This is a genomic window from Aquabacter sp. DMC10 (genome assembly GCF_056314145.1).
The window spans coordinates 55,245-77,073 of record NZ_JBQUYX010000003.1 but is presented as its reverse complement, the minus strand read 5'-3'; the positions used below and the strand labels follow the sequence as shown (position 1 = coordinate 77,073).

Genomic DNA, 21,829 nt, shown 5'->3' with positions numbered 1-21,829 from the left:
CGTCGCGCTCATGCCAGACCCTCCAGGACGGCGACCACGTCGCCCGTGCGCACGGTGCGGCCGGGCTGGATGCGGATGTCCCGCACCCGCCCCGCCGCATGGGCGGTGATGGAGATTTCCATTTTCATGGATTCGATGATGGCCAGCGTCTGCCCCGCCTCCACGGCGGCGCCGGGCTCCACCAGCACCTTCCACACATTGCCCGGCACATTGGCGCTGACCCCAAAGCAACCCTCGGGGATCTCCCCCTCCTCGCCGCCGAGCACGCCCTCGTCGGCCACGAAGCTGTCGAGCCCCTGTTCCTTCCAATGGGCGCGCTCCGCATCGAAGGCCGCCTGCTGGCGGGTCTTGAAGGCGGAGATTTCGCCGGCATTGGCCGCGAGCATCGCGGCATAGTCGCCATAGGAGAAGGCGGTCTCCTCGATGGAGACGGGATAGGCGCCATGGGGGAAGGCGGCGCGGGCCTCCTTCAGTTCCTTGTGGTCCACGGGGAAGAAGCGGATCTGGTCGAAGAAGCGCAGCAGCCAGGGCGTGCCCGGCGCGAACTGCCGCGTCGCCCGCCAGGTGTTCCAGACCTGGATGGTGCGGCCGAACAGCTGGTAGCCGCCCGGACCCTCCATGCCATAGATGCACATATAGGCGCCGCCGATGCCCACCGCGTTTTCCGGCGTCCAGGTGCGGGCCGGATTGTACTTGGTGGTCACCAGCCGATGGCGCGGATCCACCGGGGTGGCGACGGGCGCGCCGAGATAGACATCGCCCAGGCCCAGCACCAGATAGGCGGCGTCGAACACAACCTTGCGCACCGCCGCCTCGTCCTCCAACCCGTTGATGCGGCGGATGAACTCGATGTTGGAGGGGCACCAGGGCGCGTTGGGGCGCACCAGCTCCTGATACTTGCGCATGGCCAGCTGCGCGTCCTCGTCGTTCCAGGACAGGGGCAGGTGGACGATGCGGCTCGGCACCACCACGTCCTCGGCGCGGGGCAGGGACCGCTCGATCTCGTCCAGAAGCCCGATGAGCCGGGTGCGCGTCATGGCGCGCCCGTCATAGTGCAGCTGGAGCGAGCGGATGCCGGGGGTGAGGTCGATGAGGCCCGGCACCTTCTCCCGCGCCACCGCCTCCGCCAGCAGATGGGCGCGCAGGCGAAGGGCGATGTCCAGCTTCATGTCGCCGAACTCGACCAGGAGATTGTCGTCGCCCTGGCGGCGATAGACCACCTCCACCGGCCCGTCCGTGCGGCGCGCGAGGATGGGCGAGCCCACCTCCGCGCCCGCCCGCTTCACCGCCGGCCCGGCCACGGGATCATCCGGGCGGGGGAGGGGATGGAAGCGCACCCGGTCGCCGGGCTTCAGCTGGCCCATCTTCCACTGCTCGTCCCGGGCGATCACCGCCGGGCAGACGAAGCCGCCCAGGGAGGGGCCGTCCGGGCCGAGGATGATGGGCATGTCGCCGGTAAAGTCGATGGCGCCCACCGCATAGGCATTGTCGTGCAGGTTGGAAGGGTGGAGCCCCGCCTCCCCACCGTCCGTCCGTGCCCAGCGGGGTGTCGGGCCGATGAGGCGCACGCCCGTGCGGGCGCTGTTAAAATGCACCTCGTAAGACGCGCTGAAGAGGTCGTCTATGTCTTCGTCCTGGAAGAAGTCCGGGGCGCCATGCGGGCCATAGAGGACGCCGATCTCCCAGTCCGAGGTCAGCTCCGCCCTCGGCGCCGCCACCGTGCCAGGCAAAGGCGGACGACGCTCGGCCGCCACAAGGTGCAGCACGTCGCCGCCCTTCAGCGTGCCGGTGGCGTGGCCGCCAAACTGGCCGAGCGCAAAGGTGGCGCGCGAGCCCAGCACCTCCGGCACATCGAAGCCGCCGCGCACGGCGAGATAGGTGCGCTGGCCGGGACCGGAGATGGCACCGATGGCCAGCACCTGCCCGGCCTTCACCGGGAAGGCGGCATCATGGGGCACGGGCACGCCGTCGAGCGTCGCCGGCATGAGCGCGCCGGCCAGCGCCACGTCCGCGCCGGTGTGGAAGCGCAATGTGGGGCCGTTGACGGTCAGTTCCAGCGCCGGCAGCGTCTCGCCATTGCCCACCAATGCATTGGCGCGGGCGAAGGAGCGGGGGTCCATGGGGCCGGAGGGCGGCACGCCCACATGCCAGAGGTTCAGCCGGCCCGGCAATTCCTGGATGGAGGACTGGGCTCCGGGGGTCAGCACCTCGATGCTTTCAGGCGCAAAGGCGAAGTCCTTCAGCGCCGTGGTGGCCACGTCCCCGGAGGCGAGCAGGTCGGAGCCGGCAATGGCCTTGAGATAGGCGAGATTCGTCTCGATGCCGCAGACCGAGGTCGCCTCCAGCGCCGCCTTGAGGGCCGCGATCGCCGCCGGCCGGTCGGCGCCCGCCACGATGATCTTGGCCAGCATGGGGTCGTAGAAGGGGGTGACCTCCGTGCCCGTCTCCACCCAGGTGTCGATGCGGGCCGCGTCGGGGAAGCGCACCTGCGTCAGGAGGCCGGCGCTCGGCTGGAAATTGGCGTGGGGGATCTCCGCATAGAGGCGCACTTCCATGGCGGCGCCCTTCGGCACCAGCGGGGTGGCGGGGATCACATCCTCGCCCGCCGCCTGCCGGATCATCCATTCCACCAAGTCGATGCCGAACACCGCCTCGGTGACGGGGTGCTCCACCTGGAGGCGGGTGTTCACCTCCAGGAAGTAAAAGTCGTCCCGCGCCGGGTCATAGATGAATTCCACCGTGCCGGCGGAGGCATAGGACACCGCTTCGCCGAGCCGCACCGCCGCCGCATGGAGCCGGGCCCGGGTGGCATCCGGCAACAAGGGGGCGGGGGTCTCCTCCACCACCTTCTGGTTTCGCCGCTGGAGCGAGCAGTCGCGCTCGCCGAGCGCCACCACCCGGCCCTTGCCGTCGCCGAAAATCTGCACTTCCACATGGCGCGCCTTGGCGACGAAGCGCTCCAGATAGACGCGGGCATCGCCGAAGCTCGCCCGCGCCGTGCGCTGGACGCGGGCGAAGGTCTCGGCCAGTTCCTCCGGCGTGGCGCACAGCTGCATGCCGATGCCACCGCCGCCCGCCGTGCTCTTGAGCATCACCGGATAGGAGATGGCCTCGGCCCCCGCGAGGGCCGCCTCCACGTCTTCCAGCAGCCCGGTGCCGGGCAGAAGCGGCACGCCGCTCTTCTCAGCAATCTCGCGGGCGGTGTGCTTGAGGCCGAAGGCAGTGAGGTGCGCGGGCTTGGGGCCGATGAAGGTGATGCCGGCCGCGGCCAGCTTCTCCGCGAAGCCCACATTCTCGGACAGGAAGCCATAGCCGGGATGCACCGCCTGCGCCCCCGTGGCGCGGCAGGCGGCGATCACCGCCTCCACGTCCAGATAGGACTGGGCGGCGGGTGCCGGGCCAAGGCGCACCGCCTCGTCGGCATCGAGCACGGGCCGCGTGAAGCGGTCCGCGTCGGAATAGACGGCGACGGATGAAATGCCCATCCGGCGCAAGGTTCGGGTGATCCGGCCGGCGATTTCGCCCCGGTTGGCAATCAGGACCTTCTTGAACATGGCTCAGCCCTTATCCGCCGCAAACACCAGGACGCGGATGGGAGTGGGATTGAAGCCATTGCAGGGATTGTTGATCTGCGGGCAGTTGGAGATGACGCACAGCACGTCCATCTCCGCTTTCAGCTCCACATAATCGCCGGGCTTGGACACGCCGTCGACGATGGCCAGATTCCCCGAGGGCTCCACCGGCACGTTCATGAAGAAGTTGATGTTGGGCACGATGTCCCGCTTGGACATGCCGTGCTTGGCCACTTCGATCGCGAAGTTTTCCCGGCAGGCATGGAGATAGCGGGTGTGCTGGCCGAAGCGCACGGTGTTGCTCTCGCACGAGCAGGCGCCCGCCGAGGTGTCGTGCCGCCCGCAGGTGTCGGCGGTCACCGTGAGCATCAGGCGCCCTTCATTGGAGATGAGGCGGGTGCCGGTGCTCACATAGGCCGAGCCCTGGACGCGCAGCGTGTCCTGGGAGGAATAGCGCTCGGCGAAATTGGCGGCGCGGTAGAACAGGGTGTCCACCGCCTGCTGACCTTCCAGATCGATGATGCGGATAGACTGGCCGCGCTTCACGAGGCCCGACCAGGGCGCCTGCGCGGGAATGTCGTGGACCTGGATGGCGTCCTTGGGATCGCGCACCGGGGCGGCGAAGAAGCCGGAGAGACGGTTCGACATGGTGACCTCCTCAGCGCTTCAGGTTTTCAAAGCCGCGCTGGGCTTCGGGGGTGGCGTTGCGGCACAGGTCCGTGGGGCCGGGCTTGTCGAGGGTGAAGCGGATCACCTCCACGGGCTTGGGGTCATAGGCCGGGTTCGGGTCGAGCGGGTGGGGGCAGTTGGAGAGGGCGATCTTGACCGCCATCTCTGCGCGCAGGTCCACGAAGTCTCCCGCGACCCGGGGCGTGCCGGCCCACACGAAGGCGCCGGCCTCGTCCGTGCGCACGGGGGCGAAGAAGGAGATGCAGGGCGGCACGTCGCGCTTTTCAAGGCCCAGCTTGAGGGCGGCGAGGGTGAAGTTGTCCCGCGTGTTGCGCAGGGTCTCCTGGCCATAGCGCTTGCGGTTGGAGGCCGGCGTCGAGCCGCCCATCAGCGCGTCATGGGCGCATGTGGTGTCCTCGGTGAGTGAGAACATCACGCGCCCCATGTCCGAGAACAGAACACGCCCCTTGCCGAGCGCGGCGGTCCACTGGACCTTGATGGTGTCGGCATAGTTCAGCCGCTCGGAGGTGTCGGCCGCATTCCAGGCGACCATGGAGACGCAGGCCTCGCCTTCCAGGAGGGCAATGCGCAAGGTCTCGCCGGCTTTCAGCTCCGCCGTCCAATACCAGCCGCCGGGAATGGTCTCCCGCCGCAGCTTGCCGGGGGGCAGCAAAGCGGTGCCTCGCTCCGTGGGCGGGGGCAGGACCAGCGGGGCCTTGCCCTGGCCGGCGGCTTTCAGCGCCTCGTAATTGCGCCGGTTCTGTTCGATCCGGGCCAGGCTGTCTTCGCGCGCGGTCATGTCGTCTCTCCTCAGACCGTCATGAGCGCCGGGTCGTCCCGGCCGAGGGTTGGAAGGGCGGCCGGGTCGTCCCGGTGCCCGTGGGGGGAGGGCTGGCCGGCAATGCGGCGGGGCCAGACCTCAATGTCGTGGGCGACGGTGGCGCCATAGCGGCCCTCTTCCTCGGGCCGGCGGCGCTTGCGCTCGAAGGCGATCACGCGGGTGGCCAGCGTGAAGGCTTCCTTCAGGTCGTGGGTCACCATGACCACGCTCATCTCGCAGGAATGCCACAGGCGCAGCATGAGGCCGTGAATGTCCGTTCGGATGCCCGGATCGAGGGCGCCGAAGGGCTCGTCCAGGAGCAGGATCTTGGGCTTGCGCATGATCGCCTGGGCGAGCGCGAGGCGCTGCTGCATGCCGCCCGACAGGGCCGCGGGATATTTGTCCTCCGCGCCGGCTAGCCCCACTTCAGCGATCAGCGCCCGGGCCTCCTCCTGCGCCCGGCGCCGGGCGGCGCCGAACAGGCGGCCGGTGAAGGGGGCGGCGGGCAGTTCCGCCGCCAGCAGCACATTGCCCAGCACGGTCAGATGCGGGAACACCGAATAGCGCTGGAACACGACGCCCCGGTCGGCGCCCGGCTCGCGGGCGATGGGCTTGCCGTCGATGAGGATGGTGCCGCGCGTGGCGGTCTCCTCCGACAGGAGGATGCGCAAGAAGGTGGTCTTGCCACAGCCCGAGGGGCCGACGAGGGCGATGAAGGAGCGGGGCGCGAAATCGAGGCTGATGTTCTCCAGCACGATCTGCTCGCCATACTCCTTCCAGAGATGCTCGACGCGGATGGCGGTCATTTGGCGCTCCCGAACCAGGGGAAGAGGCCGTCGCGAAGCCGCGCGAGGGCATAGTCCATGGCCACCGACAGGAGCGTGATCCAGGCGACGTAGGGCAGGATCACGTCCATGGCGAGATACCGGCGCACCAGGAAGATGCGGTAGCCAAGCCCTGAATCCGCCGCGATGGCCTCGGCGGCGATGAGAAAGAGGAAGGCCGGCCCCAGCGACAGGCGCAGCGCGTCGATGAGGCGGGGCAGGATCTGCGGCAGCACCATGCGTAGCGCGATCTGCCAGGTGGAGGCGCCCAGCGTCTGCGCCTTGATGAGCTGTTCGCGCGGCAGTTCCAGCACGCGCATGGCGAGGTCGCGAATGAGGAAGGGGGTGACGCCGATGGTGATCAGCGCCACCTTCGAGGCTTCCCCCAGGCCCATGACGATGAACAGGATGGGCAGGAGGGCCAGCGGCGGCACCATGGAGACCATGGCGACGAAGGGCGCGAGCAGCGCCCGCACCGCCGGCAGGAGCCCCACCGCCATGCCCACCACGAGGGCGATGGCGGTGGAGAGGGCGAGCGCCTCCCAGAGCCGGGAGAGGCTGGCCAGCGTATCGGACAGGAGCAGATAGTCCCCGGTGCGGGCATCGGCCACGAAGGCCACCCGCACCACCGCATCGCCCAGTGTGGACAGGCTCGGCAGCAGCTTGTCGGCGGGGTTTTCCGCCAGCCGCGCCGCGGAGCCCAGCACATAGGCCAGCACCACCAGCACGAAGGGCAAGGCCGCCAGGATGACGCGCGTGCCGGCATCCGGCTTGGCGTTGATGAGGCGCATGGGGATCTCCCGCTCCGGCCCGAAGGCGCGTCAGAGCTTGCCGTCGGCGGCGGCGGCCATGTAGGTGTCGGTGAAGCGGAACTTCACGTTCTTCGCATCGCCCAGCACCTTGCCGTCGGCCAGCTCGATGCCCACCGCGTCCGCCGACTTGGCGTTGTCGCCGAGCAGCTTCTTGGCGAACAGGAACTTGCGCACCCGGTCCATGGTGGTGCCCACGTCGCCGGACTTCACGAAGGCCACCGCCTCGGGCGCCTTGGCGAACAGCTTGGTGGCGGCGAGCTGGGCGTCGAAGCCGGCCAGATCCGTGCCGGAGGCCTTGCCCATGGCGGTGCGGGCGGCGATGCCCTTCTCGCCGGGGTCGGTCATGATGGCCATGGTCTCGTACCAGATGCCGACCAGCGCCTTGCCGAAGTCCGGATTGTCCTTCAGCACGGCGGTGTTGGCCACCAGGAGGTCCATGATCTCGCCGGGGATCTTGGAGCTGTCGAAGACGCTGTGGGCGCTCTTTTCGGTCAGGATCTCGGAGACCAGCGGGTTCCAGGTGACCACGGAGGTCACGGCCTTGGTCTTGTAGGCGGCCACCATGTCGGCGTCGGAGGTGTTGACCACCTTCACGTCGCGCTCGGACAGGTTGATGCTCTCCAGCGCCCGCGCCAGCAGATAGTGGGAGACCGAGAACTCCACCAGATTGACCTTCTGGCCCTTGATCTCGGAGAGCTTGGTCTTGTTCTTCAGGATCACGGCGTCATTGCCGTTGGAGAAGTCGCCGACGATGACGGCGGTGGTGTCCACGCCGCCCACGGCCGGCACGGAGAGGGCATCCATATTGGTCACGGTCAGCGCGTCGAAGGCGCCAGCGGTGTATTGGTTGATGCTCTCCACATAGTCGTTGAACTGGGTGACCTCGATCTTCAGGCCATATTTGTCCGCCCATTTCTTAACGATGCCCGTATCGGCGGCATAGCCCCACGGCATCCAGCCCACATAGATGGACCAGGCCACCTTGAAGTCCTTCTTCGGGGCGGCATGGGCCGGGGCGGCGCCGGCCAGGAGGGCGGCAGCGCCGGCCGCGAAGGCCAGCTTGGACAGGCCGCGCCGCGTGACGGCGAGGCTGGGCAGGCTGAAATTGGAAAGGCTGAACACGGGAAGGCGTGAGCGCATAGATATTCCCCTTCGTTGTCTTCAAACGATGAGGAATTGGCGAGACTCCAGTGCCGCCAATTCCTTGGCCACCGAGGTCTCCCGGGCTTTTATCCCGCCGTGCGCCCGGCCGGATGTCTCCCGGACCGGCGGCAGCTCTCGGACCAGCGCACCAAAGGTGCCGGAACCCTAGCCACCAACTCTGGACTGATTAAAGCAAGGCGCGTGCCAGGAAAATATCCTTCAAAATCAAGGGCTGGCTTTGGCCCCGGCGGCGCCGCATGGCCGTGAATCAATCAATCTGCTGACAAAGTGGGCAGAATTGCGCATGTGGAGGTCTCTTGCATGCAGTGCGCTGTCACGCCACCGCGTCGAACCCCGCCTGCAGGGCGAGGGGATCGCGCAGCCCGTCCGCCAGGAGCAGCTGAAGCAGCACACGGGCCTTGGCGGGGTTGAGGAAATGGGCCGCGACGAAGCCATGGTCATCGTCGCTGACTTCGATATTGCGCAGCACCGGCCCGCTGCCCACCCGGCTGGAGCGCACCACCGGAATGCCCGCCTGCACGGCGCGGCTGAGGGCCGCGATGGCCGAACCGGACGCATTGCCGTCGCCCACCCCCGCCAGGACCAGCCCGCGGGCGCCGCCCGCCACGGCGGCCTCGATCTCCAGCCCGTCCATGCCCGCATGGGCATAGATGATGGCGACGCGGGGAAGGGGCGCCGCCGCCGGCAAGGGCAGATGCGGCGCCGGCGGCACCGGCGGGCGGAAGAAATGGACGCCGTTGGGCGTCACCTGCCCGAGCGGGCCGAAATTGGGGGAGACGAAGGTCTGCACCGCCGTGGTGCTGGTCTTGGTCACGTCCACGGCGCCATGGATGGTGTCGTTGAGCACCACCAGCGTGCCGCGCCCCGCCGCCCGCGCATCGCTCGCCAGCTGAATGGCCGCGAACAGGTTCATGGGTCCGTCAGCGCTGATGGCGGTGGAGGGGCGCATGGCGCCCACCACCACCAGGGGCTTCACATGCGGCAGGACCAGATGGAGGAACAAAGCGGTCTCTTCCAGCGTGTCGGTGCCATGGGTCACCACGATGCCATCCACGTCCGCATCCCCCTGCAGCGCCGCGATGCGCCGCGCCAGGGCGAACCAGACCTCGTCAGTCATGTCCTGGCTGCCAATGGCTGCCACCTGCTGGGTGCTGATCCGGGCAAGATCCGCCACCTGCGGAACGGCGGCCAGCAGCTGGTCCGGCGTCACCTGCCCCGCATTGTAGCCGCCCTCCGAGCGGGAATCGGCCGTGCCGGCAATGGTGCCGCCCGTGGCGAGTATGACAATATGGGGCAAGGACGCGGCTCCGGCTGGCGGGACAAGACAGAAGAATAAGAGGTTGGCCGAACATGCAATATGCGCCGCGTCTCCATCAAGCGGGCGGGAGGTCGGTCCTGCCCCTGACCGCGCGCCCATGCGACCGAGGTCCTGTGTGCGAAGCCGAGGCGGCATCCCCATATGAGACGGCAAACAATGGCGCCAGCGGGAGGAGCCCCATCCATGTTTGATTCCATGAAGATCGAGCGCCACCTCACCAAAGAGGCGTTCAAGGAGATGGAGCCCAAGATCCGCGAGGGCCTGCTGGACCTGCAGTCCGAGCTGATCGCCCAGAAGAAGCGCTCCATCCTCATCCTGCTGAACGGCGCCGACGGCGCCGGCAAGGGCGCGGTGCTCAACCAGCTCTATGGCTGGTTGGATGCCCGCAAGCTGCGCACGCTCACCTATGAGGCGCCCACCGACGAGGAGCGGGCGCGCCCCGCCATCTGGCGCTATTGGCGGGACATGCCGGCGGCGGGCGAGATCGGCATCGTGCTCGGCTCCTGGTACCACGCCGCCCTTGCCCGCCATGTGCTGGAGGAGCCGGACGGCGCCCGCTTCACCGAGACGCTCCATGCCATCAACCGCTTCGAGCAGATGCTGGCCTCCGAAGGCGTCATCGTCCTGAAGCTGTGGCTCTATCTGGAGCCCAAGGAGGCGCAGGACCGCCTGAAGGCGCTGAACGAGGGCCCCGCCGATCGCCCGGTGGTGCGCGAATGGGATGAGGTGGCCAGCAAGAAGCTGCGCCGGCAATTGGAGGAATCGGCCACCGAGGCGTTCCGCATCACCTCCACGGTCGCTGCGCCCTGGGTGGTCATCTCCGCCGAGGACAAGCATTATCGCGATGCCATGGTGGGCTCGGTGCTGATGGATACGCTCGCCCGCGCCATCGCCCCCGAGGCCCCGCCCGAGCCGCCGCCCGTACCGCTGAAAGCCACCGCCCCTCAGCTTCCCGAGGTCAGCATCCTGTCCGCCCTCGACCTCACCAAGGCGTTGAGCGAGGACGAGTACAAGGTCCAGATCAAGGCCGAGCAGACCCGCATCACCCGCCTCGCTTCCTCCGATGCCTTCCGCAAGCGGGGGCTGGTGTGCGTGTTCGAGGGCTCGGACGCGGCGGGCAAGAGCTCCACCATCATGCGCCTGCGGGAGGCGCTGGACCCCCGCTGCTTCCGCGTCGTGCCCATCGGCGCGCCCTCCGACGAGGAGCTGGCGCGGCCCTATCTCTGGCGCTTCTGGCGCCAGGTGCCGGCGCGCGGCCACACCACCATTTTCGACCGCTCCTGGTATGGCCGGGTGCTGGTGGAACGGGTGGAGGGGCTCGCCGCGCCCGCCGCCTGGAACCGGGCTTATGGCGAGATCAATGATTTCGAGCGCCAGCTGCACGAGGCCGGCTATGTGCTGGCCAAGTTCTGGCTGGCCATCAGCCCGGAGGAGCAGGCCCGCCGCTTCGAGGCGCGCGAGACCACCGCCTATAAGCGCTTCAAGCTGACGGACGAAGACTGGCGCAACCGGGCCAAGTGGCCGCTCTATGAGCGGGCGGTCACCGACATGGTGGACCGCACCTCCACCTATTTCGCGCCTTGGACGCTGGTGGAGGCGGAAAACAAGCATTGGGGCCGGGTGAAGGTTCTGCGCACCATCGCCGACCGGCTGGAGGAGGCGCTGGCAGAGGGGTAAGCCTCACCCCGCCGGGATGCCGGCCCGCGCGGCCGCCCAGAAGGCTTCCGCCGCCGGGGCGAGGCGCGCGCGGGGGCGCACCAGGCGAACCTCCATGGGCACGTCCCACTCCGGCCCACCGGCCCGGGTAAGCCGGCCGCCGGGCGCGAGTTCCTCGGCGACGAGGCTCAGGGGACACCAGGCAAGGCCCCGTCCTTCCAGCGCCATGGCCTTGAGCGCCACGGCCAGGTGCGAGGCAAAGACCGGCTTCAGGACGGCGTGTCGCCCGTCCCGCGCCCGCGCCGCCTCCAGGATGCGCCCCATGCCCGATTGCGGGCTGTAGGTCAGCGCCGGCAGCGGCGCCTCCCCCGTGCCGGGCAAGGCGAAGAGGGGCGCGCCGCCCGCGTCCTTCGCGCTCACCGGCACGAGGACGTCCGTATCCAGCGTCAGCGCGATGAAGTCCGGCTCGTCCAGGGCCGGGGCGGCGGGATGGTGGTGGCACAGGAGGAACTGGCCGAGCCCATCCCGCATCATGCGCTCGCAGGCGACCATATGGTCGGCCAGGAGCTGGATGGGGCCGCTGGCATGGCGGCCTTCCAGCCGGCCGAGCCAGGCGGGAAAGAAGGTCAGCGATAAAGCGTGCGTGGCGATGAAGCGCAGGCCCGCCTCGTCCTCGGCGGCGGCTTCGCGCGCCTCCTGCCGCCCCCGCTCCAGGCGATGGAGCACGCCGCTGGCGGCGGGCAGGAAGGCCTCGCCCGCCGGCGTGAGGGCGAGGCGGTGGCTGCCGCGATCCACCAAGGCGGCGCCCACCCATGCCTCCAAGGCGCGGATGCGGCGGCTGAAGGCGGGCTGCGTGACATTGCGCCGCTCGGCGGCCCGCGAAAAATTCAGCGTCTCCGCCAAGGCGATGAAATCCTCCAGCCAGGCCGCTTCCATTCGTCCCGTCCCTGCTCCATGCCGCCGTCACATGGATCGACGCCGCTTCGGCATTTGAGCCTTCCCCCTTCCCGCGTCTAGTGTCGCGCCGCTCCCCGCCGGTCGCCGGCGCAACAGGCCCAAGCCTTAAGGAAACCGCCCATGACGCAGTATCGCATCGCCGCCATTCCCGGAGACGGCATCGGCAAGGAAGTGGTGCCGGAGGGCATCAAGGTGCTGGATGCGGTGGGCCGCCGCTTCGGCCTGTCCTTCACCTGGGATGCTTTCGACTGGAGCTGCGAGTATTTCGCCCGCCACGGCCGCATGATGCCGGAGGATGGGCTCGACCAGATCAAGGGCCACGACGCCATTTATCTCGGCGCGGTCGGCTTTCCCGGCGTGCCCGACCATGTGTCCCTGTGGGGGCTGCTCATTCCCATCCGTCGCCAGTTCCGCCAATATGTGGCGCTGCGCCCCGTGCGCCTGCTGCGCGGCATGACCAGCCCGCTCGCCGGCCGCACCGCCGCTGACATCGATTTCTTCGTGGTGCGCGAGAACAATGAGGGCGAATACTCGGAAGTGGGCGGGCGCATGTTCCGTGGCACGGCCGACGAGATGGCCATGCAGGAATCCATCTTCACCCGTAAGGGCACCGACGCGATCCTGCGCTATGCCTTCGAGCTGGCCCGCACGCGGCCCAAGAAGCACGTGACCTCGGCCACCAAGTCCAACGGCATCGTCCACACCATGCCGTTCTGGGACGAGCGTTTCGCGGCCATGAAGGCTGAATATCCCGACATCCGGGCGGACCAGTATCACATCGACATCCTGGCGGCCCATTTCGTCATGAATCCCGACCGCTTCGACGTGGTGGTGGGCTCCAACCTGTTCGGTGACATCCTCTCCGACCTCGGCCCGGCGGTGGCTGGCTCCATCGGCATCGCGCCGGCGGGCAACATCAATCCGGAGCGGGACTTCCCCTCCATGTTCGAGCCGGTGCATGGCTCGGCGCCCGACATTGCCGGCCAGGGCATCGCCAATCCCATCGGGCAGATCTGGTCGGGGGCCATGATGCTGGAGCATCTGGGCCACAAGGATGCGGCGGACGCGGTGGTGGAGGCCATCGAGACCGTCCTGGCCGACCCCGCCGCCCGCACCCGCGACCTGGGCGGCACCGCCACCACGGTGGAATGCGGCACCGCCATCGCTGAGGCCGTGGCCGGCTGAGGGCGCGCGGCCGGGCATCGTCCGGGCCTGCCCTTTGACGCCGCGCCCGTTCAGGGCCACAAGGCGGTCGCGGCGCCGCCCCTCGCGGAGGGGGCGCCGCGCCGTAGGGATCGAACGGGACCGCCGCCATGATCGTGACCCGCCTCATTGGCGGCCTGGGCAACCAGATGTTCCAATATGCCGCCGGCCGGGCCCTCGCCCTGCGCCTCGGCACCGAGCTGCGCATCGACCGGGGGGCGTTCGCCACCTATGACGTGCGCCCCTATGCGCTCGGCCCCATGGCCTTGCGCGCGCCGGACGCGCAGCCCGCCGACATTCCCCCGAGCCGGCCCCCCTCTTTCCTCAAGCGCCTGCTGCGGCCGCGCCCCCACACCCATCTGGTGAAGGAGGCCTCGCTGCGCTTCGATCCGGCGGTCTTCGCGGCGGCGGACGGGGCCTATCTGGACGGCTATTGGCAGTCCGAGCGCTATTTCGCCGACGCGCGGGACGTTATCCGCGCCGACTTTACCGTCGCTACCCCGCCCGACGCGGCCAATGCCGCCATCCTCGCCCAAGCGGCGGGGGAGGGTAGCGTCTCCGTTCATGTGCGGCGGGGCGATTATGTGAGCAACCCGGACGCCCAAGCGGTGCATGGCACCTGCACGCCCGATTATTACCGGCAGGCGGCGGAGCTTCTGGCTGCCCGGGCGGGGACCGGGCTCACCGCCTTCATCTTCTCCGACGACCATGACTGGGCGCGGGCGAACATCCGCTTGCCCTTCCCGACCGTGCATGTGGATTTCAATGACGGCGACCATCCCCATGAGGACCTGCGCCTCATGAGCGCCTGCCGGCATCACATCATCGCCAATTCCACTTTAAGCTGGTGGGGCGCCTGGCTTGATGCGCGGGACGGCCTCGTCATCGCGCCCAGCCGCTGGTTCGCCGCCGCCCATATGGACGCCACCGACATCGTGCCGGAGCGCTGGCTCAGGGTCTGACCCGGCGCGGGAACAGGGCCTCGCGCACCGGCCGCCACGCCTCGCGCAGGGGTGAGGGCACGTAGTCCGCCAGCGTCTTGTGCTCGCCGCGCGGGGGATGGGCGAACAGGTGCCGGAAATAGGGCTTCAGCGGCGGCGGCACCTCCGCCTGCCGCTCCAGATGCTTCAGCGTGCGCATGCGCAGCCCCCGCAAGGTGCGCCACCAGAAGACGGCCACGTCGGGATCGTCGTGCAGCTGGTCGAACGCCTTCTCGAACATGAGCAGGCCCTCGCGCATGCGCAGCACGGCATTGTCGCGGAACAGTTCGGTCACCTGGTGGGCGACGCCCGTGGGGGTGACGATGAGCGGCTCGTCCGTGAAGGCGATACGGGGCTTCTGGCGCAAGGCGCGCATGTAGAAGTCCACGTCCACATACCATTTCATGCGCGGATCAAAGTCGAGCCCCAGCGCGCGGCGGTGGATGGTGGCGCTGGGCGCGCCGATCACATTGCCCAGCAAGAGGCGTTCCGGCCGGCGGCGCAGATCCTCCAATTGGGCGGCATCGGCGCGATGGACCCAGGTGCGGTCGTTGACCACGTCCTCCACCTGGCTGGCGGAAAAGCCCATCAGGCAATCGGGGTTGTCCTCCATCAGCGCCACGAAGCGGCCGAGCGCGTCCTTGTGCGCGAAGCGGTCATCGTGATGCAGGATCTTGATGAGGGGGGCGTGGGACTGTCTGATCGCCTCGTCCCAGTTCATGGGCGAGCCGAGCGCGTGGGAATTGCGGAAATAGCGCAGCCGGCCGCCAAAGTCGTAGGTGCGGACCAGGTCCTCCACCTCGCCATCGGGCGAATCATCGGTGATGACCACCTCATAGTCCGTGAAGCGCTGCTCGACGACCGAATCGAGCGCCAGCTCCAGGAATTCGACCTGCCTGTAGGCCGGAATGCAGATCGAAACGGCGGGCAAGGCTAAGCCTCTGCGTCGTGAAGGGGGGCGTATTGAAACGTCCGTTCCGCGCGGGATCAAGAGCAGCGCGCGCATGGCGTCTTTCCAGCCGCCGCCCTTTTGCCTATGGCTGGGCGGAAACAGCGGGAAACAGGTCGGATCATGACGGGCGCGATGGACGGCGGATCAAGGGGCGGCGGCCATCTGTTTCAGCGCCCCGAGGCGAGCTATGTGGTGCCGGACAGTGTCATCGACGCCGTCCTGGCCGATCGCGCGCAGCCGCTGGCCTGGATGGCCACCCTCGTGCCGGACGGCGCGCAGGTGCTGGACGTGGGCGCCGGCAATGGCAATCTGGCGCGCACCTTGCTGCGCGCCGGGCGGCAGGTGACCATCGATGCCATCGAGCCTAATGCCTTCGCGGCGGACCTGGCGCGCCCCTTCTATCGCACCGTGCACACCGCCTTTGCGCAGGACCTGATCGCGCAGGGGAGCCTGCCGGCCTATGACGCGATCACCATCGCCGACGTGATCGAGCATGTGAGCGATCCCTATGCCTTCCTCGCCACCCTCGATCCGCTGGTGCGCGGGGGCGCCACCGTCTTTCTCTCGGTGCCCAATGTGAGCTTCGGCGCGGTGCGCCTCGCGCTGCTCAACGGGGCGTTCGACTATGTGGATTCCGGCCTGCTGGAGCGCACCCATCTGCGCTTCATCACGCTGAAGACGGCCCTTTCCGTGTTCGAGGCGCTGGGCTGGGCGGTGGAGCGGGTGATCCGCCTCCAGCGCAGCTTTGCCCGGGTGGAATTCGACCGCGCCGCGCTGAAGGCGCCGGCCCGCGTGCTCCGCCGCCTCGCCTTCGACGAGGAGGCGCGCACCTATCAACATTTGTTCGTGCTACGGGCCGGGCCGGCGCGGGAGCCCACCCGGTTCGAGAGCGCGGGGGCAAGCGCCCAGGACGTGCTCAAGGACCTGCGCCTTGCCGGTCCCCGGGGGTGGCTGAAGAGCGTGTTCGGCTGAGGCTTCGCGTCAGGCCAGGAAATCCAGCAGGGCCGCAAGGGTTTCGTCCGGCCGTTCCTCCTGCAGGAGATGGCCGCAGTCCAGCGGCCCGCCGCGCACGTCCTGCGCCTTCTCCCGCCAGGTGGCCAGCACGTCGTACATCTCCCCCACCACGCCCTTGGCGCCCCACAGGGCCAGAAGCGGGGCGGTGATGCGGCGATCGCCGTCCGCCGCATCATGGACGAGGTCGATGCCCGCGGCGGCGCGATAATCCTCGCAAATGGCGTGGCGAGAGGCGGGGTCGAGATAGCAGCGCAGATATTCGGCGAAGGCGGCCGGCTCGGTGGCGCCGGGCGTGCGGGTCTGGCCGGCCAGGTGTCGGGTGAGGAAATATTCCGGGTCCGCCGCGATGAGGCGCTCGGGCAAAGGCGCCGGCTGGATCAGGAAGAACCACCAGAAATAGCGCGTGGCGAAGGCCTTGTCGGTGCGCGCATACATGGTCGCGGTGGGCGCGATGTCCATGACGCAGATCTTTTCCACCGCCTGGGGCCAGTCGAGCGCCATGCGGTGCGCCACCCGCGCGCCCCGGTCGTGGCCGACCACCATGAAGCGGTCGAAGCCCAGGGCCGCCATCAGGCGCACCTGGTCCCGCGCCATCTCCCGCTTGGAATAGGCCACATGGTCCACCCCGCCCTCGGGCTTGGAACTGTCGCCATAGCCGCGCAGGTCCGGCGCGATGACGGTGAAATGGCGGGCAAGGCGGGGGGCGATCTTGCGCCAGGTGACGTGGGTCTGGGGATGGCCGTGCAGCAGGAGCAGGGGCGGCCCCTCGCCGGCCATGGCGACGCGCAGGCCGAGGCCGGGCTCAAGCTGCGCGTGGAAAAGCTGGAACCCGTCCATGAGCGGGGCGGGGCCGAGCGCCGCCATCCCTGCCGTCTGCGTGTTCTCCTCAGTCACCGGGGCCTCCCGCGCCATTCTGTTTGCCTTCCCCTGCCGGGGGTGGCCGGAGACTGGCACGGTCCGCCGCCTGCCGTCTCATGCCATTGCGGCATCAATCCATCGGATGGCGCAAACGAAAACGGCGCCGGTGGGGTGCACCGGCGCCGTTGGAGAGAGGTGTGTCCCGTCAGTGGCTGGCGGGCGCCTTCTTGGACTTCAGGAAGGCGATGGCCTCGCCCACAAACCCGCGACGGAACAGGGACACCACGATGACGAAGATGACGCCCTGGATCACCAGCACCCACTCGCCGAAGCCGGCCAGATAGTTCTGCATGGTGACGATGACCGCCGCGCCCACGAACGGGCCGAGCACGGTGCCCATGCCGCCCACCAGCGTCATCAGGATGACTTCGCCGGACATGTGCCAGGACACGTCGGTGAGGGAGGCGAGCTGGAACACGATGGACTTGGTGGAGCCGGCCAGCCCCGCCAGCGCGGCGGACAGCACGAAGGCCAGGAGCTTGTACTGGTTCACCCGATAGCCCAGGGAGATGGCGCGCGGCTCGTTCTCGCGGATGGCCTTGAGCACCTGGCCGAAGGGCGAGTGGATGGTGCGGTAGATGATGGCGAAGCCGATCACGAAGATGGCCAGCACCACATAATAAAGATTGATGTCCTTGGTGATGTCGATGAGGCCAAACATGGCCCGGCGCGGCACCGCCTGCAGGCCGTCCTCGCCGCCGGTGAAGCGGGCCTGGAGGCAGAAGAAGAAGAACATCTGCGACAGGGCCAGGGTCACCATGGCGAAGTAGATGCCTTGGCGGCGGATGGCCAGAAGCCCGGTGATGAGGCCGAGCAGGGCGGCGAACGCGGTTCCGAGCAGAATGCCCAGCTCCGGCGAGAAGCCCATGATCTTCACCGCATGGGCGCAGATATAGGCCGAGCCGCCGAAGAACATGGCGTGGCCGAACGAGAGCAGGCCCACATATCCCAGCAGCAGGTTGAAGGCGCACGCGAACAGCGCGAAGCACAGCACCTTCATCAGGAAGACGGGATAGACCATGAACGGCGCCACCAGCAGCGCGGCGAGCGCGATGCCCACCAGCACATAGCGGGTGGAGGCGGAGGTGGAGCCTTCGGCGGAGGCGAGATGGGAGGAGGCGGAGGTCATTCTTTCCTCACTTCGCGGTGCCGAACAGCCCGGCGGGCTTGATCATGAGAACGATGGCCATGATGACGAAGATCACGGTGGAGGAGGCTTCCGGGTAGAAGACCTTGGTGAGGCCCTCCACCACGCCGAGGCCGAAGCCGGTGATGATGGCGCCGGCGATGGAGCCCATGCCGCCGATCACCACCACCGCGAACACCACGATGATGAGGTTGGAGCCCATGGTGGGGCTCACCTGATAGGCGGGGGCGGCAAGCACGCCGGCAAGGGCGGCAAGGCCGACGCCGAAGCCGTAGGTCAGCGTGATCATGCGCGGCACGTCGATGCCGAAGGCCTGCACCAGTTCGGGGCGCTCGGTGGCGGCGCGCAGGTACGAGCCGAGCTTGGTGCGCTCGATCATGAACCAGGTGGCCAGGCAGACCACGAGGGACGCCACCACCACGAAGCCGCGGTAATTGGGCAGGAACATGAAGCCCAGATTGGTGCCGCCCGGCAGCGGATTGTCATAGGGCAGGCCGGAAGAGCCATACTGCCGGCGGAACAGACCCTCGATGATGAGGGCGAGGCCGAAGGTCAGCAGCAGGCCGTAGAGATGGTCGAGATGATAGAGCCGCCGCAACAAGGTGCGCTCGATGATCATGCCGACGATGGCCACCACGATGGGGGACAGCACCAGCGCGCCCCAGAAGGGAATGCCGGCATAGTTCAGCAGCATCCAGGCGCCGAAGGCGCCCATCATGTACTGCGCGCCATGCGTGAAGTTGATGACGTTCAGCAGGCCGAAAATCACCGCGAGCCCGAGGCTCAGCATGGCATAGAACGCGCCGTTGATCAGGCCGAGCAGCAGCTGGCCGAAAAGCGCCTGTGGGGCGACGCCGAGAAGCTCGAACATGGAGGGGTCTCTGTCAGAAGGGCAGGCGGGCCGGCGTGACGCCGGCCCGCGGTTCGGCAGATCAGGTCTTCTTGACCAGCGGGCAATCGCCCTGGTCGAGCGGACGGAAGGCCTCGTTGGCGGGGATGGTCGCCTTGAGGATGTAGTAGTCGTACGGGCCCTTGGACTCGGACGGCTTCTTGACCTCGTAGAGGTACATGGGATGGATCTGGCGGCCGTCGGCGCGCACTTCACCCTTGCCGAAGAGCTTGTCGTCGGTGGGCAGCTTCTTCATCTCGGCCACCACGGCGGCGCCGTCCTTGGCCGACTTCAGGGCTTCCACCGCCTTGAGATAGTGGGTGACGCCCGAATAGACGCCCGCCATCACGTCGGTGGGATACTTGCCGCCGTTGGCCGCCGCGAATTCCTTGGTGAAGGCGCGGTTGGCATCGGTCTGGTCCCAGTACCAGGCGGAGGTCAGGTTCAGGCCCTGCGCCGTCTTGAGGCCGATGGAATGCACGTCGGTGAGGAAGATCAGCAGGCCAGCCAGCTTCTGGCCGCCGGAGACGATGCCGTATTCGGCCGCCTGCTTGATGGAGTTGATGGTGTCGCCGCCGGCATTGGCGAGGCCGATCACCTTGGCCTTGGAGCCCTGCGCCTGCAGCAGGAAGGAGGAGAAGTCGGCGGTGTTCAGCGGCACGCGCACCGAGCCGACCACCTTGCCGCCATTGGCCTTCACCACTTCGGAGGTGTCGCGCTCAAGGGCGTGGCCGAAGGCATAGTCGGCGGTCAGGAAGAACCAGGTGTCGCCGCCATTCTTGGTCACGGCCTTGCCGGTGCCGTTGGCCAGCGCCCAGGTGTCATAGGTCCAGTGCACGGTGTTGGGCGTGCAGGCCTTGCCGGTGAGGTCCGAGGTGGCCGCGCCGGAATTGATGAAGACCTTGTTCTTTTCCTTGGTGACGGTGTTGACCGCGAGCGCCACGCCGGAGTTCGGCACGTCGACGATCACGTCCACGCCATCTACGTCGAACCACTGGCGGGCGATGGAGGTGCCCACGTCGGCCTTGTTCTGGTGGTCGGCGGCGACGACTTCCACCTGCAGGCCCTTGGCCGCGGCGTTGAAGTCCTCCACCGCCTTCTTGGCGGCCCAGACCGAGCCCGTGCCGCCGAGGTCGGCGTAGAGGCCGGACTGGTCGTTGAGGACGCCGATCTTGACCTTGACCGGGGTCTGGGCGCTGGCGGCGCTGACAGCGAACACGCTGGCGGCCGCCATGAAAATGGCTGCGAGACGCATTGTTTCCTCCTGCCGGCAAAGGCCGGCCGCGATGTCGAGATACGCCGCCCGGTTCAGACGCCGAGCAGACTTTCGAGACGCGCCGCGTTCTCCGCGATCTTGTCGTTGGGCACCATGTCCACGACACGACCATGCTCGACCACGTAATGACGGTCGGCCACGGTTGAGGCGAAGTGGAAGTTTTGCTCCACCAGGAGAACGGTGAAGCCCTTCTTCTTGAGGTCCCGGATGATCTGGCCGATGTGCTGGACGATCACCGGGGCGAGGCCCTCGCTGGGTTCGTCCAGCAGGAGGAGCTTGGCACCCGTGCGCAGGATGCGCGCGATGGCCAGCATCTGCTGCTCGCCGCCCGACAGCTTGGTGCCCTGGCTGTACTTGCGCTCTTCCAGGCGCGGGAACAGCTCGTGCACCTCGTCCAGCGTCAGGCCGCCGGGGAGCACCACCGGGGGCAGCAGCAGGTTCTCGCGCACGTTGAGGCTCGAGAAGATGCCCCGCTCCTCCGGGCAATAGGCGATGCCCAGGCGGGCGATGTAATTGGGGGCGAGACCGATGGTCTCGGTGCCCTGATACAGGATCGAGCCGGAGCGCTTGCGCAGAAGCCCCATGATGGCCCGCATGGTGGTGGTCTTGCCGGCGCCATTGCGGCCGAGCAGCGTCACCACTTCGCCGGGATGGATGTCGAACGACATGCCGTGCAGCACATGGCTTTCGCCATAATAGCCCTGGAGATCGCGGACCTGGAGCAGGGGGGTGGAGGTCTCAGCCATGTCAGTGCGCTCCGTGCCCGGTGCCCATATAGGCCTCGACGACCTGCGGGTTCTTCGACACCTCGGAATAGGGACCTTCGGTGAGGATCTCGCCGCGCGCGAGCACGGTGATCTGGTCCGACAGATTGGCGACCACCGACAGATTGTGCTCGACCATCAGGATGGTGCGGTTTTCCGACACGCGCTTGATGAGGTCGGCGGTGCGGGCGATGTCCTCGCGGCCCATGCCGGAGGTCGGCTCGTCCAGCAGCAGCATCTCGGGATCCAGCGCCAGGGTCGTGGCGATCTCCAGCGCGCGCTTGCGGCCGTAGGGCAGTTCCACCGCCAGGTGCCGGGCATAGGAGGTCAGGTCCACCTCCTTCAGCAGCTCCATCGCGCGGTCGTTCAGCGCATCGAGCGAAGTTTCCGACTTCCAGAAATGGAAGGAGGTGCCGAGCGCGCGCTGCAGGGCGACGCGCACATTTTCCAGCACGGTCAGATGCCCGAAGGTGGCCGAGATCTGGAACGAGCGGACCATGCCCAGCCGCGCCACATCGGCGGGCTTGGTGCTGGTGATGTCACGCCCGTTGAGGCGGATCGAACCGCGCGTCGGCTCCAGGAACTTGGTGATGAGATTGAAGCAGGTGGTCTTGCCCGCCCCGTTCGGCCCGATGAGGGCGTGAATCGTGTGGCGGCGGATCCGCAGGTCAACATTCTTGACCGCAGCGAATCCCTTGAATTCCTTGGTGAGACCGGTTGCCTCAACGATGTAGGGCACGTCTGAGACGCTGACCATATCGCTACCAATGCCCTCGCTATTCCACGGCCAGGGCGCGGCGCGCCCCCGACACTCCCATTTCCGCGCACCTTGGACAGTGCTTATGATTTTAACGCATAACTAGCATGCACAGACCGGCGGTCAATATGGGGAAA

Annotated in this window: 19 protein-coding genes and 1 riboswitch; of the genes, 4 read left to right on the top strand and 15 right to left on the bottom strand. The window is 67.9% G+C overall.

Annotation, left to right across the window (positions count from 1 at the left end; translation table 11 throughout):
- Positions 1 to 8: 8 nt before the first annotated feature.
- The 7 genes from uca to ACT54L_RS09055 all read right to left on the bottom strand — a co-directional run bounded on the left by uca (position 9) and on the right by ACT54L_RS09055 (position 9,278).
- Positions 9 to 3,554, bottom strand: coding sequence for an urea carboxylase (uca, locus tag ACT54L_RS09085; RefSeq protein WP_476085264.1), 3,546 nt, complete (start codon positions 3,552 to 3,554; stop codon positions 9 to 11).
- Between the two features lie 3 nt (positions 3,555 to 3,557).
- Positions 3,558 to 4,220, bottom strand: a complete 663-nt coding sequence (locus ACT54L_RS09080) for an urea amidolyase associated protein UAAP2 (protein WP_476085263.1) — start codon at positions 4,218 to 4,220, stop codon at positions 3,558 to 3,560.
- A 10-nt stretch (positions 4,221 to 4,230) separates the two neighbouring features.
- On the bottom strand, positions 4,231 to 5,040 hold the full coding sequence (locus ACT54L_RS09075) for an urea amidolyase associated protein UAAP1 (RefSeq protein WP_476085262.1): 810 nt from the start codon (positions 5,038 to 5,040) through the stop codon (positions 4,231 to 4,233).
- 11 nt (positions 5,041 to 5,051) lie between these two features.
- On the bottom strand, positions 5,052 to 5,867 hold the full coding sequence (locus tag ACT54L_RS09070) for an ABC transporter ATP-binding protein (protein WP_476085261.1): 816 nt from the start codon (positions 5,865 to 5,867) through the stop codon (positions 5,052 to 5,054).
- Entirely contained in the window at positions 5,864 to 6,676 is an 813-nt protein-coding gene (locus ACT54L_RS09065; protein ID WP_476085260.1) for an ABC transporter permease, read from the bottom strand. Before ACT54L_RS09065 ends, ACT54L_RS09070 begins: the two co-directional genes overlap by 4 nt.
- 30 nt (positions 6,677 to 6,706) lie before the next feature.
- Entirely contained in the window at positions 6,707 to 7,837 is a 1,131-nt protein-coding gene (locus tag ACT54L_RS09060) for a putative urea ABC transporter substrate-binding protein (RefSeq protein ID WP_476085259.1), read from the bottom strand.
- Positions 7,838 to 7,913: 76 nt separating this feature from the next.
- Positions 7,914 to 8,020, bottom strand: a riboswitch (guanidine-I (ykkC/yxkD leader).
- A 154-nt stretch (positions 8,021 to 8,174) separates the two neighbouring features.
- Positions 8,175 to 9,278, bottom strand: coding sequence for an asparaginase (locus ACT54L_RS09055; RefSeq protein ID WP_476085258.1), 1,104 nt, complete (start codon positions 9,276 to 9,278; stop codon positions 8,175 to 8,177).
- 84 nt (positions 9,279 to 9,362) lie between these two features.
- Between ACT54L_RS09055 and pap the strand changes: the two genes are divergently transcribed.
- The gene (gene pap / locus ACT54L_RS09050) at positions 9,363 to 10,856 is read left to right on the top strand and encodes a polyphosphate:AMP phosphotransferase (protein ID WP_476085257.1); all 1,494 of its coding nucleotides are present in this window, start codon (positions 9,363 to 9,365) and stop codon (positions 10,854 to 10,856) included.
- Positions 10,857 to 10,859: 3 nt separating this feature from the next.
- On the opposite strand, the gene ACT54L_RS09045 is transcribed toward pap, so the two are convergent.
- Positions 10,860 to 11,771 (bottom strand): LysR family transcriptional regulator, encoded by a 912-nt coding sequence (locus ACT54L_RS09045; protein WP_476085256.1) that lies wholly within the window; start codon positions 11,769 to 11,771, stop codon positions 10,860 to 10,862.
- Positions 11,772 to 11,912: 141 nt separating this feature from the next.
- Between ACT54L_RS09045 and ACT54L_RS09040 the strand changes: the two genes are divergently transcribed.
- Positions 11,913 to 12,977 carry a tartrate dehydrogenase gene (locus ACT54L_RS09040; protein ID WP_476085255.1) on the top strand — a complete coding sequence of 355 codons (1,065 nt, stop codon included), beginning with the start codon at positions 11,913 to 11,915 and terminating at the stop codon, positions 12,975 to 12,977.
- 128 nt (positions 12,978 to 13,105) lie between these two features.
- On the top strand, positions 13,106 to 13,957 hold the full coding sequence (locus ACT54L_RS09035) for an alpha-1,2-fucosyltransferase (protein ID WP_476085254.1): 852 nt from the start codon (positions 13,106 to 13,108) through the stop codon (positions 13,955 to 13,957).
- Here ACT54L_RS09035 and ACT54L_RS09030 read toward each other — a convergent pair.
- A complete protein-coding gene (locus tag ACT54L_RS09030) occupies positions 13,947 to 14,906 on the bottom strand; it encodes a glycosyltransferase family 2 protein (RefSeq protein ID WP_476085253.1) in 960 nt (319 codons plus the stop codon). The two genes, ACT54L_RS09035 and ACT54L_RS09030, sit on opposite strands and share 11 nt — an antisense overlap.
- Positions 14,907 to 15,047: 141 nt before the next feature.
- Here ACT54L_RS09030 and ACT54L_RS09025 point away from each other — a divergent pair, with 141 nt between their 5' ends.
- Entirely contained in the window at positions 15,048 to 15,899 is an 852-nt protein-coding gene (locus tag ACT54L_RS09025; RefSeq protein WP_476085252.1) for a class I SAM-dependent methyltransferase, read from the top strand.
- 9 nt (positions 15,900 to 15,908) lie between these two features.
- Here ACT54L_RS09025 and ACT54L_RS09020 read toward each other — a convergent pair whose 3' ends face one another.
- The 6 genes from ACT54L_RS09020 to ACT54L_RS08995 form a co-directional block, all read right to left on the bottom strand.
- On the bottom strand, positions 15,909 to 16,778 hold the full coding sequence (locus tag ACT54L_RS09020) for an alpha/beta fold hydrolase (RefSeq protein ID WP_476085760.1): 870 nt from the start codon (positions 16,776 to 16,778) through the stop codon (positions 15,909 to 15,911).
- Between the two features lie 226 nt (positions 16,779 to 17,004).
- A complete protein-coding gene (locus tag ACT54L_RS09015) occupies positions 17,005 to 17,988 on the bottom strand; it encodes a branched-chain amino acid ABC transporter permease (protein ID WP_476085251.1) in 984 nt (327 codons plus the stop codon).
- Between the two features lie 7 nt (positions 17,989 to 17,995).
- Positions 17,996 to 18,877, bottom strand: a complete 882-nt coding sequence (locus ACT54L_RS09010; RefSeq protein WP_476085250.1) for a branched-chain amino acid ABC transporter permease — start codon at positions 18,875 to 18,877, stop codon at positions 17,996 to 17,998.
- Between the two features lie 61 nt (positions 18,878 to 18,938).
- Positions 18,939 to 20,150 (bottom strand): ABC transporter substrate-binding protein, encoded by a 1,212-nt coding sequence (locus ACT54L_RS09005; protein WP_476085249.1) that lies wholly within the window; start codon positions 20,148 to 20,150, stop codon positions 18,939 to 18,941.
- Positions 20,151 to 20,203: 53 nt separating this feature from the next.
- Positions 20,204 to 20,917 (bottom strand): ABC transporter ATP-binding protein, encoded by a 714-nt coding sequence (locus ACT54L_RS09000; protein ID WP_476085248.1) that lies wholly within the window; start codon positions 20,915 to 20,917, stop codon positions 20,204 to 20,206.
- A 1-nt stretch (position 20,918) separates the two neighbouring features.
- Positions 20,919 to 21,692, bottom strand: coding sequence for an ABC transporter ATP-binding protein (locus ACT54L_RS08995; protein ID WP_476085247.1), 774 nt, complete (start codon positions 21,690 to 21,692; stop codon positions 20,919 to 20,921).
- Positions 21,693 to 21,829 lie beyond the last annotated feature (137 nt).

Excerpts from the sequence above, each read along its gene's own strand:
- ACT54L_RS09055 (WP_476085258.1), bottom strand. The coding sequence starts at position 9,278 with ATGGGCGCGCGGTCAGGGGCAGGACCGACCTCCCGCCCGCTTGATGGA.
- ACT54L_RS09075 (WP_476085262.1), bottom strand. The coding sequence starts at position 5,040 with ATGACCGCGCGCGAAGACAGCCTGGCCCGGATCGAACAGAACCGGCGC.
- ACT54L_RS09010 (WP_476085250.1), bottom strand. The coding sequence starts at position 18,877 with ATGTTCGAGCTTCTCGGCGTCGCCCCACAGGCGCTTTTCGGCCAGCTG.
- ACT54L_RS09070 (WP_476085261.1), bottom strand. The coding sequence starts at position 5,867 with ATGACCGCCATCCGCGTCGAGCATCTCTGGAAGGAGTATGGCGAGCAG.
- ACT54L_RS09015 (WP_476085251.1), bottom strand. The coding sequence starts at position 17,988 with ATGACCTCCGCCTCCTCCCATCTCGCCTCCGCCGAAGGCTCCACCTCC.
- ACT54L_RS09020 (WP_476085760.1), bottom strand. The coding sequence starts at position 16,778 with ATGGACGGGTTCCAGCTTTTCCACGCGCAGCTTGAGCCCGGCCTCGGC.
- ACT54L_RS09025 (WP_476085252.1), top strand. The coding sequence starts at position 15,048 with ATGACGGGCGCGATGGACGGCGGATCAAGGGGCGGCGGCCATCTGTTT.
- pap (WP_476085257.1), top strand. The coding sequence starts at position 9,363 with ATGTTTGATTCCATGAAGATCGAGCGCCACCTCACCAAAGAGGCGTTC.
- uca (WP_476085264.1), bottom strand. The coding sequence starts at position 3,554 with ATGTTCAAGAAGGTCCTGATTGCCAACCGGGGCGAAATCGCCGGCCGG.
- ACT54L_RS09040 (WP_476085255.1), top strand. The coding sequence starts at position 11,913 with ATGACGCAGTATCGCATCGCCGCCATTCCCGGAGACGGCATCGGCAAG.
- ACT54L_RS09005 (WP_476085249.1), bottom strand. The coding sequence starts at position 20,150 with ATGCGTCTCGCAGCCATTTTCATGGCGGCCGCCAGCGTGTTCGCTGTC.
- ACT54L_RS09080 (WP_476085263.1), bottom strand. The coding sequence starts at position 4,220 with ATGTCGAACCGTCTCTCCGGCTTCTTCGCCGCCCCGGTGCGCGATCCC.
- ACT54L_RS09060 (WP_476085259.1), bottom strand. The coding sequence starts at position 7,837 with ATGCGCTCACGCCTTCCCGTGTTCAGCCTTTCCAATTTCAGCCTGCCC.
- ACT54L_RS09000 (WP_476085248.1), bottom strand. The coding sequence starts at position 20,917 with ATGGCTGAGACCTCCACCCCCCTGCTCCAGGTCCGCGATCTCCAGGGC.
- ACT54L_RS09045 (WP_476085256.1), bottom strand. The coding sequence starts at position 11,771 with ATGGAAGCGGCCTGGCTGGAGGATTTCATCGCCTTGGCGGAGACGCTG.
- ACT54L_RS09035 (WP_476085254.1), top strand. The coding sequence starts at position 13,106 with ATGATCGTGACCCGCCTCATTGGCGGCCTGGGCAACCAGATGTTCCAA.
- ACT54L_RS08995 (WP_476085247.1), bottom strand. The coding sequence starts at position 21,692 with ATGGTCAGCGTCTCAGACGTGCCCTACATCGTTGAGGCAACCGGTCTC.
- ACT54L_RS09065 (WP_476085260.1), bottom strand. The coding sequence starts at position 6,676 with ATGCGCCTCATCAACGCCAAGCCGGATGCCGGCACGCGCGTCATCCTG.